Annotated in this window: 12 protein-coding genes; 5 read left to right on the plus strand and 7 right to left on the minus strand. The window is 45.2% G+C overall.

What is annotated here, in order from left to right; translation table 11 throughout:
• Positions 1–150: 150 nt before the first annotated feature.
• The gene (locus VC82_RS13115; RefSeq protein ID WP_045802770.1) at positions 151–603 is read right to left on the minus strand and encodes a hypothetical protein; all 453 of its coding nucleotides are present in this window, start codon (positions 601–603) and stop codon (positions 151–153) included.
• A 99-nt stretch (positions 604–702) separates the two neighbouring features.
• A protein-coding gene (gene prfB, locus VC82_RS13120; protein ID WP_157518106.1) for a peptide chain release factor 2 occupies positions 703–1,798 on the minus strand; the annotation gives its coding sequence in 2 pieces (ribosomal slippage) (positions 703–1,734 and positions 1,736–1,798; 1,095 coding nt in all).
• An 83-nt stretch (positions 1,799–1,881) separates the two neighbouring features.
• On the opposite strand from prfB, the gene VC82_RS13125 reads away from it, so the two are divergent.
• Positions 1,882–4,287, plus strand: a complete 2,406-nt coding sequence (locus tag VC82_RS13125; RefSeq protein WP_045802772.1) for a zinc-dependent metalloprotease — start codon at positions 1,882–1,884, stop codon at positions 4,285–4,287.
• Positions 4,288–4,334: 47 nt separating this feature from the next.
• Complete coding sequence (locus VC82_RS13130; protein WP_045802773.1) at positions 4,335–5,357, plus strand: threonine aldolase family protein; 1,023 nt, start codon at positions 4,335–4,337, stop codon at positions 5,355–5,357.
• 5 nt (positions 5,358–5,362) lie between these two features.
• Here VC82_RS13130 and VC82_RS13135 read toward each other — a convergent pair whose 3' ends face one another.
• Entirely contained in the window at positions 5,363–5,668 is a 306-nt protein-coding gene (locus tag VC82_RS13135; RefSeq protein WP_045802774.1) for a YegP family protein, read from the minus strand.
• A 46-nt stretch (positions 5,669–5,714) separates the two neighbouring features.
• Positions 5,715–6,041, minus strand: coding sequence for a YbaB/EbfC family nucleoid-associated protein (locus tag VC82_RS13140; RefSeq protein WP_045802775.1), 327 nt, complete (start codon positions 6,039–6,041; stop codon positions 5,715–5,717).
• 143 nt (positions 6,042–6,184) lie between these two features.
• Between VC82_RS13140 and VC82_RS13145 the strand changes: the two genes are divergently transcribed.
• The 3 genes from VC82_RS13145 (at position 6,185) to VC82_RS13155 (ending at position 10,740) form a co-directional block, all read left to right on the plus strand.
• Positions 6,185–8,245 (plus strand): S9 family peptidase, encoded by a 2,061-nt coding sequence (locus VC82_RS13145; protein WP_417935069.1) that lies wholly within the window; start codon positions 6,185–6,187, stop codon positions 8,243–8,245.
• 74 nt (positions 8,246–8,319) lie between these two features.
• The gene (locus VC82_RS13150; protein WP_045802777.1) at positions 8,320–9,360 is read left to right on the plus strand and encodes a cysteate synthase; all 1,041 of its coding nucleotides are present in this window, start codon (positions 8,320–8,322) and stop codon (positions 9,358–9,360) included.
• A 120-nt stretch (positions 9,361–9,480) separates the two neighbouring features.
• Complete coding sequence (locus tag VC82_RS13155; protein WP_045802778.1) at positions 9,481–10,740, plus strand: cysteate-C-fatty acyltransferase; 1,260 nt, start codon at positions 9,481–9,483, stop codon at positions 10,738–10,740.
• A gap of 237 nt (positions 10,741–10,977) precedes the next feature.
• Here the strand turns inward: VC82_RS13155 and VC82_RS13160 are convergent, their stop codons facing one another.
• The 3 genes from VC82_RS13160 to VC82_RS13170 form a co-directional block, all read right to left on the minus strand.
• The gene (locus VC82_RS13160; RefSeq protein ID WP_052699035.1) at positions 10,978–11,844 is read right to left on the minus strand and encodes a fructosamine kinase family protein; all 867 of its coding nucleotides are present in this window, start codon (positions 11,842–11,844) and stop codon (positions 10,978–10,980) included.
• 87 nt (positions 11,845–11,931) lie between these two features.
• On the minus strand, positions 11,932–12,648 hold the full coding sequence (locus VC82_RS13165; RefSeq protein WP_157518112.1) for a TlpA family protein disulfide reductase: 717 nt from the start codon (positions 12,646–12,648) through the stop codon (positions 11,932–11,934).
• 168 nt (positions 12,649–12,816) lie between these two features.
• Positions 12,817–13,935, minus strand: a complete 1,119-nt coding sequence (locus VC82_RS13170) for a hypothetical protein (RefSeq protein WP_045802780.1) — start codon at positions 13,933–13,935, stop codon at positions 12,817–12,819.
• Between the last annotated feature and the right edge of the window lie 41 nt (positions 13,936–13,976).

The following is a 13,976-nucleotide window of genomic DNA, read 5'->3' on the forward strand; positions in this document are numbered from 1 at the left end:
TACTTGATTGATTACACCCGCCAAATATCGGGGTAGGGGGCGTTAAATAAAACCCAAAATCTGTCAACAACGGTACCGATCAGATCATCGACAGTTTTAAGCGGGTGAAAATTGGTATGAAGTTTTGTGGGAAGTAAACGGATCGGAAAGTCAATCGGTTTTGTCTTTCCTTTTCTTTTTCTTTTTTCGTTTTTTCTTCAACTGGTTTTTTTGAAGCGCCAGGTAGTTTTCATATTTCTCTTCGGGAAGTCCAGCTTTTATCTCGGCATCTTGCAATTTTTGGATTTTTTCAAACTCTTCCTTCATTTTTTTCGGATCCAGCTTCAAAATCTGCAGTTCCATCCTCTTTTGTACATATTTGGTAAGTGTTGTGCGCACCACTGCCTCCTCGAAGGGATCTAGTTCTAGGGCCTCGATTATCTTGGGCATGCGTTCCTCAACATATTCCTCTGCCGTTTTTGGCTCCGGTTCTTTTTGTGGCGTCTGTGCTTGCGGAATGGAGGTTCGGCGGCCATAGCGGTTGCCATAGCCATATTGTGCTTCTAGGCTTGAGGCAAAGAGCAGCAGAAAAACGGCCGTAAAGAGTTGTAATGACTTTTTCATTCTAGTGTCGGATTTCAAAATTATCGTTTGGCTTGACCTATCTGGGTTAATTGTTTGTTAAAAGGCATAATGCCATCAAGTTAAGGGGTTTTAGACAAATCAATCCTCTTTCTGCCCCATCATCATCAGATATGACTTTAAGAATTGGTCTATATTCCCATCCATTACGGCATCTACATTTCCGGTTTCCTGGCCGGTGCGTACATCTTTTACGAGTTTGTAGGGGTGCATTACATAGTTGCGTATTTGCGAGCCCCATTCGATCTTCATTTTTGACGATTCTATCTCGGCCCTTGCCTCTTGTTTTTTGCGCAGTTCGATCTCATAGAGTTGCGATTTCAACATTTTCATGGCCGTGGCCCGGTTGTCGTGCTGTGAACGGGAGTCGGAGCAGGAAATCTGAATGCCCGTTGGTTTGTGCACCAATTGCACCTTGGTCTCCACCTTGTTCACGTTTTGGCCACCGGCACCGCTTGAACGTGCGGTGGTGATTTCAATATCTGAAGGGTTGATGTCGATTTCGATGGTGTCATCGACCAGCGGATATACATATACCGAGGCAAAAGAGGTATGGCGTTTTGCATTGCTGTCGAAGGGCGAGATGCGTACCAAACGGTGTACGCCGTTTTCCCCTTTCAACCATCCAAAGGCATAATCACCCTCAATTTCGAGGGTCACCGTTTTAATGCCCGCTACATCGCCTTCTTGATAGTTGAGCTCCCTTACCTTGTAGCCATTTTTTTCTGCCCACATAAGATACATGCGCATTAGCATGGCAGCCCAGTCGCAGCTCTCGGTGCCACCGGCACCGGCCGTGATCTGCAAGATAGCGGTCAGCTCGTCGCCCTCGTCAGAGAGCATGTTCTTGAATTCAAGCTTTTCAACCGCGTCGAGGGCCTTATCGTACTGTTTTTGTACTTCCTCCTCAGAAATCTCGCCCTCTTGCTGAAATTCGAGCAGTACTTCAAGGTCGCCGACCAAGGTTTTGGCCTGGTTGAAATCTTCTATCCATTTTTTCTTCGATTTCAGTGATTTCATATGGGCCTGGGCCGTGACAGGGTCGTCCCAAAAGTCGGGCACAAGGGTTTTCTCTTCCTCGTTTTCTATTTCGATACGTTTGGCATCGATGTCAAAGATACCTCCTTAACGCACCAAGGCGTTCAATAAGATCCTTTTGCTGATCTGTGGTTACCATTCATTAGATTTTGGGCAAATTTAATGTTTCGCTATGTAGGAACAATCCATTTTGTATATTTTTAGGCAACAATTCGAACACTTATGAAAAACGCTCTTTTGCTAAGCGCCCTCTTGTATCTTTTTGTCAACACCGCATGGTCTCAAAGCTTTGATAAGGCCAATGGATTTCAAAAGTTCAATGGCTTTTTAAATTTTTATTATGATGACAAGAATGACAAAATCTACCTTCAGGTAGATGAATTGGAAAAGGAATTCTTGTACGTTTATTCGCTAAGCAGCGGAATAGGAAGTAACGACATAGGTTTGGATAGGGGCCAGTTGGGCAACGAACAGGTCGTTTATTTTAAAAAGGCAGGCCAAAAGCTTTTATTGGTACAGCCCAATATGCGTTTTCGTGCCCTGACCGACAACAAACTTGAAAAAATGTCGGTAGAGCAAGCGTTTGCCAAATCAATTTTGGGCGGTTTTGAAATTTTTGACCAATCAAAAGGCAGCTATCTTATCGATATCTCTGATTTTTTGATGCGCGATGCACACGGGGTGGCCAGACGATTGAAACAGACCGATCAGGGCAATTATAGTTTGGATAAAAAACGCAGCGCATGGAATTTTGACCGCACCAAGGCCTTTCCGAAGAATATTGAGTTCGATGTGTTTCTGACCTTTAAGGGCGAGCCCAAAGGAAGAAACATCCGCTCTGTGACCCCCGACCCGACAGCGGTCACCGTGGCGCAGCACCACTCGTTCATCGAACTGCCCGATGACGGTTTTGAGATGCGTGAATTTGACCCCCGTTGCGGCTCGTACCCCTTTACCTATTATGATTACTCGACCCCGGTACAAGAGCCCATTTTAAAACGATACATACCGCGGCACAGATTACAGAAAAAAAATCCCAATGCCGAGATGAGCGAAGCGGTGGAACCCATTATCTACTATCTCGACAATGGCACCCCCGAACCGGTACGTTCGGCCCTTTTGGAAGGTGGCCGTTGGTGGAACCAAGCCTTTGAGGCCATTGGCTATAAAGATGCCTTTCAGGTAAAGATGTTGCCAGACAATGCAGACCCCATGGATGTGCGCTACAATGTCATCCAATGGGTACACCGTTCTACCCGTGGCTGGAGCTACGGCAGCAGCGTACAAGACCCTAGAACAGGCGAGATCATCAAGGGGCATGTGAGTTTGGGAAGCCTACGTATACGCCAAGACTTTATGATCGCCCAAGCCCTTATGGACAAACCGTTCGCCGAGCGTGATGACAACTACCGACCCATGCTCGAATTGGCTTTGGCGCGCATTCGTCAACTTTCGGCGCATGAAATCGGCCATACCTTGGGCTTTGCCCATAATTTTGCAGCCAGCACCAATGACCGGGCTTCGGTGATGGACTATCCGCACCCACAGTTTACCCTCAAAAATGGCGAAATCGACTTTTCCAACGTGTACGATACGGGCATTGGCGAGTGGGACAAGGTAACGGTGGCCTATGCCTATTCCGATTTTCCGAAGGGGGTCGCTGAAGAACAGGCGCTCAACAATATTTTGGCCAAGGCCCAAAGCGATGGATTGCGGTATATTTCAGATCAAGATGCCCGACCGATAGGGGGTGCCCACGGTCTGGCCCATCTATGGGACAATGGCAAGAACGCCAGTAGAGAATTGGATGCCATTTTGAAGATCAGGGAAACGGCCATCGATAATTTTTCTGTGGACAACATCAGAAGTGGGGAACCGCTGTCGGTACTCGAAGATGTTTTTGTGCCACTGTATTTTTTACATCGTTACCAGACCGAAGCGACGGTGAAGTTGGTTGGCGGCCTTGATTATAACTATGCCGTAAAGGGAGATGGGCAACTGACCGTTAAAACACTCGAAAGAACGACCCAGAAAGAGGCCCTGCAAACCTTGCTGAAGACCTTGGAACCAAAGACCTTGGCAATACCTGAAAGTAAATTATCGCTTTTTCCACCCCGAAGTATTGGATACCCTAGAACACGTGAATCGTTCAAGGGGAAAACGGGGGTCGCCTTTGATCCCCTGGGTGTGGCCGAAACGGCAGCCCACCAAACCTTGATGTTGTTGTTACACCCGCAGCGGGCCAACCGATTGGTGCAGCAGAAGGCGTTGGACAAGCAGCAGTTGGGCCTGAAAGAAGTGGTTTCAACACTGCTCGATGCAACCATCATGTCAAAAGTGGATGAGGGTTATTTGGGCGAAGTACAGAAATTGGTCAACTGGCAGACCCTGCAAGAGTTGATGCACCTTGCGAGTGCCAAAGAAAGCCACCCACAGGTTACCGAAACCATACTAAATGCCATGACCGACCTCAAAAAGGAGTTGGAAAGTAGAAAAGAGCAGCCCCATGCGGCCCTTTTGCTAAAAGAGGTTGAGAAGTTTATCGGTAACCCAAAGGGATACGAAAGAAAAATAGAGGCGCCTAAAATTCCAGATGGTTCACCGATCGGAATGGATTGTTTTCATTGATTTTTAACGTATGAATCGTCTATAGGGCCAACAATCAAATACTCTGAATGGAAATCAACCTGATCAGCGATACCGTTACCCGACCGACTGACAGAATGCTCACGGCCATGATGAACGCCAAGGTGGGCGACGATGTGTTTAAAAACGACCCCACGGTCAATGCCCTCGAAGAAAAAGTGGCCGATATGTTCGGGATGGAGGCCGCCCTCTTTTTTCCGAGTGGCACCATGGCCAACCAAACGGCCATAAAGCTGCATACAAATCCTGGCGATCAATTGATCTGCGATAAGTTTGCCCATGTCTACAACTATGAGGGAGGGGGCGTCAGCTTCAATAGTGGCGTTTCTTGCAAATTGGTCGATGGGCACAGGGGAATGATGACGGCCGAACAGGTCGAGGCGGCCATAAACCCGCCCGATTTTTACCATAGTCCGCTGACCGCACTGGTCTGTATTGAAAATACCACCAACAAAGGGGGGGGTGCTTGCTGGGATTTTAAGGAGTTGCAGCGCATAAAGGCCGTTTGTGAAAAACATGGCCTACACTACCATCTGGACGGTGCCCGAATATGGAATGCCCTTATCGCAAAAGGCGAATCACCCAAGCAATACGGGCAGCTATTCGACACCATTAGCGTTTGCCTGAGCAAGGGGCTTGGTTGTCCGGTAGGTTCTGTTTTGATCGGAAGCAAAGAATTGGTTGACAAAGCCCTGCGTATCCGCAAGATTTTGGGTGGGGGAATGCGGCAGTCGGGCTACTTGGCCGCTGCGGGCATCTATGCCTTGGACCACCACATCGAACGATTGGCTGACGACCACCAAAAAGCCAAGGAAATTGGCGGTATCTTGAAAAATCTTGGTTTTATCAAAAAGGTCGAACCCATTGAAACGAACATCATCATCTTTGAATTGAATCAAGAAACGATTTCAGAAACCGAATTTTTGCAAAGGTTGGCTGAGCAACAGATTTCGATTATCGGCATGGGGCAGGGCAAATTGCGCATTGTTACCCATTTAGACTATACCGATGCCATGCACAAGCGGTTTTTGCAAATCTTGCAGGAATTATAGGGGTTTTAAAGGGTTGAAAGAACGGTTTTTAGGTTTTTGATGCCGTTTTCCAAACCCGCCTCAGAGTCGTACAACTGGCTGTTTCCGACCAATGTTCCGTCTTGTAACCTTACTTTAAAAAAGAACTTGCCATCGTGGTTGGTACGGCGTTCAAAAAGCAAGTGGCTTGCCGTCGTCTTTTTGATTTCCGCAACGGCATTTTTTACATCTTGACCGTTGGCAAAGGGGTTGCTCTTGAGCAAAACACCACCAGATGCCGATTTTATCTGAAATCGGTGTACATCGTTACGGTCTTGAAAAACTTCAATCATCTATTCCGGGTCTTTTTCTAAAGATAAGAAAATCCCGAAAGGGAGCTTACTTGAAAAGCGAATCCATCCCCGGTATATTGGGCATGCCCTCTTTGGCCACTGCCGCAAGCTCGGTTTCGTTTACCTTGGTGGCCTTTTCAATGGCCTTGTTGAGCGTCAATACCAAATAATCTTCGAGCTGGTCCTTATCTTCTAAGAGCGCATCGTCGATTTGGATGGATTTCAATTCTCTGTTGGCCGTCAGCGTTACTTTTAGCAACCCATCAGACGATTGCTCATCGACCATGACCGAGTTCAACCGTTCTTTGGTGGCTTCCACTTTGGCCTGGGTTTCCTTCAGTTTCCCCATCATTCCCATTAAATCTCCGAACATTGTGCTAATAATTAAGGATTGGTGAGCCAAAATTACTAATTTGGCTGAAATCACTGCGAATGAAATCACTTCTTTATCGGATTCCCATTTCCATTTTCTGCCTTATTTTTGTCGCCGCTTGCCACGATTCGAATGAAAAACAAATGGACATAACTCCGCCAAAAGCTTCCAAAAAACCAAAAAAACTTGAGATTCACGGCGATGTTCGTGTCGATGACTATTATTGGCTGAACGAACGCGATAACCCAGAGGTCATTGAGTATTTGAACGCAGAGAACGCTTACTATGAAGCGATGACCGCCCATACCAAAGACTTTCAGGAAACGCTTTTTGAAGAGATGAAGGGCCGTATCAAAGAAGATGATTCGTCGGTGCCCTATAAGTTGAATGGCTATTGGTACCTAACACGCTACGAAACGGGCAAGGAATACCCTATTTATGCCCGAAAAAAAGGAAGTCTGGAAGCCCCTGAGGAAATTTTGTTCGATTGCAATGAAATGGCAGAGGGCCACGAATTTTTCAATCTGAGGGGTATTTCCATCAGTCCGGACAACAAATTGGCCGCTTTTGGGGTCGACACGGTGTCGCGGCGACAGTACCACATCCAAATAAAAAATCTGGAAACGGGCGAGATTCTTCCCGATAAAATAGACAATACCACGGGCAGCTCTACTTGGGCGGCAGACAACAAGACGCTTTTCTATACTAAAAAAGACCCAGTAACGCTTCGGTCTGACCGTATTTATAGACACACTCTTGGCACGCCTTCAGAGGATGATGAACTGGTATTTAATGAAGAAGACGAGACTTTTTCAACTTTTGTGTACAAGACTAAATCGAGGAAGTATATCGTTATTGGCTCGGTCAGTACCCTGACCTCTGAATACCGCATTTTGCCCGCCGACGACCCCAATGGCAAATTCAAGGTCTTTTCACCACGTGAAAGGGGACTGGAATACAGTATTTCGCATTACAATGGCAATTTCTATGTGTTGACCAACAAAGACAAGGCCACTAATTTCAAGTTGATGAAAGTAGGGGAGCAGCATACTTCGCATGAGAATTGGCAAGAATTCATTCCACATCGCGATAATGTTTTGTTGGAGGATATTGAGATCTTCAAAAATTATTATGTGCTCTCAGAACGAGAAAATGGGCTGAACAAGATGAAAATTGTCAAGTGGGACGGTTCAGAAGACTATTACTTGCCTATTGAAAGCGAGACCTATGTGATGGGGCCCACCACCAATCTGGATTTTGACACCGACAAACTGCGGTATTTCTACAATGCCATGACTTCGCCCTACGCCATCATCGAATTCGATATGGCTACCAAAGAGCAGACCATTTTAAAGGAACAAGAGGTCTTGGGCGGTACGTTCGATAAAGAAAATTACCGCTCAGAACGTGTTTGGGCCACGGCCCATGATGGGGTAAAAGTGCCCATTTCACTGGTGTACCATAAAGACACCCCATTGGACGGCAGCAGCCCGTTGCTACAATATGCGTACGGTTCCTATGGCAGTACAGTCGACCCCTATTTTTCATCGGTTCGGCTCAGTTTGCTGGATCGTGGCTTTATCTATGCCATTGCCCACGTTCGGGGCGGCGAATACCTGGGCAGGCCGTGGTATGAAGACGGCAAGTTGCTGACCAAGAAAAATACCTTTACCGATTTTGTGGATTGTTCAAAATACCTGATTGCCCAAAAGTATACGAGTGCCGAGCATCTCTATGCCATGGGCGGTTCTGCGGGCGGACTGTTGATGGGTGCGGTGGTCAATATGGCACCCGAGCTGTACAATGGGGTGATCGCTGCAGTGCCCTTTGTAGATGTGGTCACCACCATGTTGGACGATTCCATTCCGCTAACAACGGGCGAATTCGACGAATGGGGCAACCCGAAAGAAAAAGAATACTACGATTACATGCTTTCATATTCGCCTTATGACCAAGTTGAGGCCAAAGACTATCCGAACATGTACGTTTCCACCGGCTTGCACGATTCGCAGGTGCAGTATTGGGAGCCTGCCAAGTGGGTGGCCAAGTTACGGGACATGAAAACCGATAGCAATCTATTGTTTTTAGACACGAATATGGATGCTGGACATGGCGGTGCTTCCGGAAGGTTTGAGGCCCTTAAGGAGACGGCTAAGGAGTATGCATTTCTGTTGGATTTGGAAGGGAAAATCCCAAAAAAATAAAATTTGCTATTTTTGCCACGGAATAAACGGAATAATTGGTATGCAATTACCGTTATCCTTACCTAACAAATGATATGGAAAACAATATCAAGGCCTGCAACAACATTCTTGAGCTTGTAGGTAAAACCCCCCTGATAAAACTCAATAGAATCGCCGAATCGCTCACCGGAAATTTCTATGCCAAGGTAGAGGCATTCAATCCCGGGCATTCGTCAAAAGACCGAATTGCGGTCTATATCATCGAAGAGGCAGAGCGAAGGGGAATCCTGAAAAAAGGTAGTACGGTCATTGAAACGACCTCAGGCAATACAGGCTTTAGCTTGGCAATGGCCTGCATCGTCAAGGGGTATAAATGTATCTTGGCCGTTAGTTCAAAATCTTCAAAAGACAAGATTGACATGCTGCGCTCAATGGGGGCCACTGTATATGTGTGCCCTGCCCATGTTAGCGCCGACGACCCGCGGTCGTATTACCAAGTGGCCAAGCGACTGCACGAAGAGACCAAAGACTCCATTTACATAAACCAGTACTTCAATGAATTGAATATTGAAGCACACTATAAGACCACGGGTCCTGAGATTTGGGAGCAAACAGGTGGGCAAATCACCCATTTGGTGGCTTGTAGCGGTACAGGGGGTACTATTTCAGGCATTGCCCGTTATTTGAAGGAAAAGAACCCAGCTATCAGAATTCTGGGTGTCGATGCTTATGGTTCGGTATTGCAGAAATACCATGAAACTGGTGAATTTGACCACAACGAAATATATCCGTATCGAATAGAGGGTCTTGGCAAGAATCTGATCCCATCGGCCACTGATTTCAACAGCATTGACCGCTATATTAAGGTTTCAGATGCCGACAGTGCCCATATGACCCGTAAGTTGGCCCATGCAGAAGGCCTTTTCTTGGGATATACCAGCGGTGCGGCCATGCAGGCCTTGGTACAATTGAACACCGAAGGCGAGTTTGACAAAGACAGTGTGGTGGTCGTGGTGTTTCCCGACCATGGTTCGCGCTACATGAGCAAGGTCTACAGCAACGAATGGATGGAAAACCAAGGGTTTTTCGATACCGAAAGTGTTGAAGAGGCCCCAAAAATCCAATTTATAAAATAACTGACTCAATATCTATAAATGGAAAAGCAACAGGTAACGCTGTTGCTTTTTTTATGCTTATATTGATTGGAAATGCTTATCAAAATTGCCTACTTTTGCAGTTAAATCAATTCAAGGTAGATGAAGGATTTATTTGATAGAATCATTGAAAACAAGGGGCCGTTGGGCAAATGGGCCTCGCAGGCCGAAGGGTATTTTGTGTTCCCCAAATTAGAGGGCCCCATATCAAATAGAATGAAATTTCAAGGCAAGGAAGTAATCACTTGGAGCATCAATGATTACCTCGGCCTTGCCAATCTGCCGGAGATCAAGAAAGTTGATTCTGAGGCCGCGCTCGAGCACGGTGCCGCCTATCCAATGGGGGCCCGTATGATGAGCGGCCATACCGATTATCATGAAAAACTGGAGAAAGAACTGGCCGCTTTCGTCAAGAAAGAAGCAGCGTACCTGCTGAATTTTGGGTACCAAGGCTTTATGTCGGTCATTGATTCGTTGGTCACCAAAGACGACATCATCGTTTACGATGTTGACTCCCATGCCTGTATCATCGATGGGGTGCGCCTACATATGGGTAAACGCTTCACCTTTAAACACAATGATGTGGAGAGTTTGGAGAAAAACCTTGAAAGGGCTACCAAGATGGCCGAACAAAATGGTGGCGGCATTTTGGTAATTTCCGAGGGGGTTTTTGGAATGCGTGGCGAACAGGGCATCTTAAAAGAGATTGTTGCCCTTAAGAAAAAATATAAGTTCCGATTATTGGTAGATGATGCGCATGGTTTTGGCACATTGGGCAAAACAGGTGCCGGTACGGGCGAAGAGCAGGGTGTACAAGATGATATTGATGTTTATTTGGCCACTTTTGCCAAATCGATGGCCGGTATCGGTGCATTTGTAGCTGCAGATAAAGAAATCATCGATTATTTGAAATACAATATGCGTTCCCAAATGTTCGCCAAATCGTTGCCGATGATCTTTGTTAAGGGTGCCTTGAAACGATTGGAAATGTTGCGCACGATGCCTGAGCTCAAGGCCAAGCTGTGGGAAAACGTGAACGCCTTGCAAAACGGACTCAAAGAGCGCGGGTTCGATATCGGTACCACTTCGAGCTGTGTTACACCCGTGTATCTGAGTGGAAGTATTCCAGAGGCGATGGCCTTGGTAAAAGATCTTCGAGAAAATTATGGAATATTCTGTAGTATAGTGGTTTACCCTGTTATACCTAAAGGAATGATTTTACTTCGATTGATACCCACGGCCACCCATACCATGGACGATATCAACGAAACCTTGGATGCCTTTTCGGCCATCCGTGAGCGTTTACAGAACGGTACCTATAAGCGGCTTTCCGCTGCCGTGGCTGCCGCCATGGGAGAGTGACATGCAGAATTCAAATTTCAATTTCCAACCCCTAATTTAAGATTTAAGGCTCCCCGCCCTGGTCAGGGAGGGGTGGTTCAGCGAAGCGGAAGCGGGGTGGGTGGCGCGGTTTTGAAAATTTTGTCCTTGGGCAAGCAACCCAACCCCCCTTTTTTACCATGTTGTCGAACTAAGCAAAAAGGCATCCTAAACAAACTGATTTTGGGATTCTTCCCTACGCTCAGAATGACAAAAAAGTTACCTGAAATATTTTCCCAAAATTCGCAACACCGAACTCCGATACGAACTTCCAAACAGGTTCAGATGTACCAATAGATAGTACAACTGATAGATATCATTGCAATCTTTTTGGTTTTCATGGGGAGAAATAATTTCGTGATAGGCCCTATAGAAAGCATTGCCAAACCCACCAAAGAGGCGGCTCATCGCCAAGTCAACCTCTGAATGGCCCACATACACGGCCGGGTCAATCAAGTAGGGTATGCCATCGGTGGAAATCAAGTAATTGCCGCCCCAAAGGTCGCCGTGGAGTAGGGATGGGCGCACTTCCCCAAAGAAATGTTGGCACACGTCGCGCATTTTTGTGGCGGGGGGAATCTGCTGTTTCAACAACAATTCTTGTCTCATGGCCATTTCTAGCTGCGGTAGCAAGCGTTCTTCGACATAAAACGTGACCCAATCAATGTGCTGCCTATTACTTTGGGGCAAACTGCCGATAAAATTGTCATGGTCGTTGCCAAATCTTGTGGCTGTCCAGGCCAAATGTAGCTGTGCCAACTGATATCCCAAACGTTCAAAATCCTGCTCTGACGGCCGTTTGCTTTCAACATGCTCCATTACCAAATAGGAAACATCCCCAAGGTGACCAATTTTAAAAATGATGGGAACTTTTATGGTATTGGTGGCCGCCAATTGTTGCAAACCCTTGGTTTCGGCCTCGTACATGGCCGAGGCGCTTGAATCGTTTGAGCTTTTAACAAAATACCGTTCATTGGCGGTCGTAACCATGTGGGCATTTGAGATGTCGCCACCTGAAACCGCACTTATCGTTTTTACGGGCTCGCCCAAAATGGTTTCTAAGTGTTGCTTTAATAAAGAAGACAAGGCTAATTTGGTTTTTGTTGGGGAGTAACAGCACAGCTCTGGGCTGACAAGGTCATTAATAATCTTTTAACTGTATGAACGTTAATATTAATTTTTTAAAAATTCTTCAAGATCAATATCTTCTGAGTAAGAATATTTTTCTATAAAATTTCCATTTTGGTCAAGCAAGAGAGTTGAAGGAAAACGTGTTATGCCATATTTTTCTATAAAGTTTTGTCCGTTGGCAACCAATTCAAAATTGGAATTCTTAAGGTCGAAACCTTTTCGAACTTCATTTTTATTACATTGGAATACAATTATGGATTTAACACTTTTCTTGTTTGCAAGAGCATTTATTTTTTCGTCGAGTTTTTGAATTTCATGCTTTTTAAATCTGAAATCATTTGCACAAAGTTCAAATCTTAAAATTACAAGTTTCCCTTTTAGTTCTTTAAGATCAATTTTTGTTTGGTCGATTGTTGTCATTTTAAAGTTTGGGAAATTTCCTTTTTCAATCAATTCATTTCGGGCATTGGGAGTGTTATTTGCAACTTGATTTTTGGGATCATAAAAATATCGAACAACATTACCATGCTCATCAATTTCCTTTTCCAAATACAAATTTGGATTTTTCCTTATCAATTCACTAAATGTTCTTTTTGTAATTTTGCGCCCAGTATCTTTGTAAAATACCTTGTCAACATCAAAATTTTGATCGATTTCAGTTATGGAGTAGTGGAAACCAAATTGCTTATCCTGCCCATAAGTTAGGTTACCCAAAATCACTATGCCAACAATAACAAGAATTTTCACTTTGCTCAACATTTTATTTTTGTTTGTAAAGGTAGTGCCCAAATCCAGATAGACTGAAATCAATATTTATTAAAGCGATAAAAGTATTGCAATGAATATCCAAAATCCCAATAAACGCTTGCTGACAGCAAAATTTAAAAAGTCACATGCCCTGTCCTATTTCATAGGCTTTATTTAACCCTACAAATCCTTCCTGAATGTCCAGCGCTTTTTATGGGTCACGGGGTTAAAATGCTTCCAGAGCTGGCGAATGGCGATGTTGTCTTCCAATTCGGGGGTGCGGATACAGTTGACAATTCCTTTTTCCGTAAAAGTGTGGTAGTATTCATTAAAGATGATGGCGGTAACCCCCTTGCTCTGGTATTCGGGATGTATCCCTATCAGATAGAAAATAACGTCTTTACTATGTTTTTTGGCTTTTAACAAATGAAAGACGCCAAACGGAAAGAGCTTGCCATTTGCCTTTTGAAGGGCCTTTGAAAAAGAGGGCATTACAATGGCAAAGGCTACCAGGTTATCGCTTTCATCAACCACGAATTTTATATACTCTGGGTTGATAAAGCTGATGTATTTTTTTTTGAAATATTCTTTTTGGATATCGGTGATCTTTACAAAAGACGACAATTTGGCGTAGGAGGCATTGAACAGATCGAACATCTTATCTACCCAGGGCATAATGTCCTCACTTTTGGTAAAGTTCAGCGGTCGTAGTTTGTAGCGGCGTTTTACCAGTTCGTTGGCCTTTGAGAACAGACTGGGGTGGGCGGCAGAAAACAAAAATTTATTTTCTAGGTACCCTTTTTCCTTTACCATGCCGTACGCCTCGTAGTGTGATCGATAATAAGGATGGTTGTACCAAGTGATCATGGTGCCGATATGGTCAAACCCCTCAATCAGCACCCCAACTTTGTCGAGGTTTGAAAAACCTACGGGCCCTTCCATATATTCAAGGTTGTTGGCTTTTCCTATTTCTGCCACCTTGTCGAGCAGTACTTTCGAAACAGCTTTGTCATCCACAAAATCAAACCAGCCGAATCGCATTTTTTTGAGTCCTTGTTCGTTTACCTCAAGCCAGTTGATGATGGCGGCCACACGGCCCACTATCTTGCCATCTTTGTAGGCCAAGAAAAACCAGGCATCGGCATCTTTAAAGACGGGGTTTTTGTTCTTGTCAAATGAATCGACCTCATCTTTGATAATGGGCGGAACCCAATAGGGATTGCCCTTGTAGAGCGAAAAGGGAAATTTGACAAACTGTTTGAGTTCAGACTTGGTGGTGGCTTCTTTAAGTGTGATCATAGTGCTACTTTGCTGCTACTATGTCAAGTCTGGCGCAATTA

Origin of the sequence: Flagellimonas lutaonensis, from assembly GCF_000963865.1 — a bacterium.
Classification (GTDB): Bacteria; Bacteroidota; Bacteroidia; order Flavobacteriales; family Flavobacteriaceae; genus Flagellimonas_A; species Flagellimonas_A lutaonensis.

Excerpts from the sequence above, each read along its gene's own strand:
- VC82_RS13115 (WP_045802770.1), bottom strand. The coding sequence starts at position 603 with ATGAAAAAGTCATTACAACTCTTTACGGCCGTTTTTCTGCTGCTCTTT.
- VC82_RS13125 (WP_045802772.1), top strand. The coding sequence starts at position 1,882 with ATGAAAAACGCTCTTTTGCTAAGCGCCCTCTTGTATCTTTTTGTCAAC.
- VC82_RS13130 (WP_045802773.1), top strand. The coding sequence starts at position 4,335 with ATGGAAATCAACCTGATCAGCGATACCGTTACCCGACCGACTGACAGA.
- VC82_RS13135 (WP_045802774.1), bottom strand. The coding sequence starts at position 5,668 with ATGATTGAAGTTTTTCAAGACCGTAACGATGTACACCGATTTCAGATA.
- VC82_RS13140 (WP_045802775.1), bottom strand. The coding sequence starts at position 6,041 with ATGTTCGGAGATTTAATGGGAATGATGGGGAAACTGAAGGAAACCCAG.
- VC82_RS13145 (WP_417935069.1), top strand. The coding sequence starts at position 6,185 with ATGGACATAACTCCGCCAAAAGCTTCCAAAAAACCAAAAAAACTTGAG.
- VC82_RS13150 (WP_045802777.1), top strand. The coding sequence starts at position 8,320 with ATGGAAAACAATATCAAGGCCTGCAACAACATTCTTGAGCTTGTAGGT.
- VC82_RS13155 (WP_045802778.1), top strand. The coding sequence starts at position 9,481 with ATGAAGGATTTATTTGATAGAATCATTGAAAACAAGGGGCCGTTGGGC.
- VC82_RS13165 (WP_157518112.1), bottom strand. The coding sequence starts at position 12,648 with ATGTTGAGCAAAGTGAAAATTCTTGTTATTGTTGGCATAGTGATTTTG.
- VC82_RS13170 (WP_045802780.1), bottom strand. The coding sequence starts at position 13,935 with ATGATCACACTTAAAGAAGCCACCACCAAGTCTGAACTCAAACAGTTT.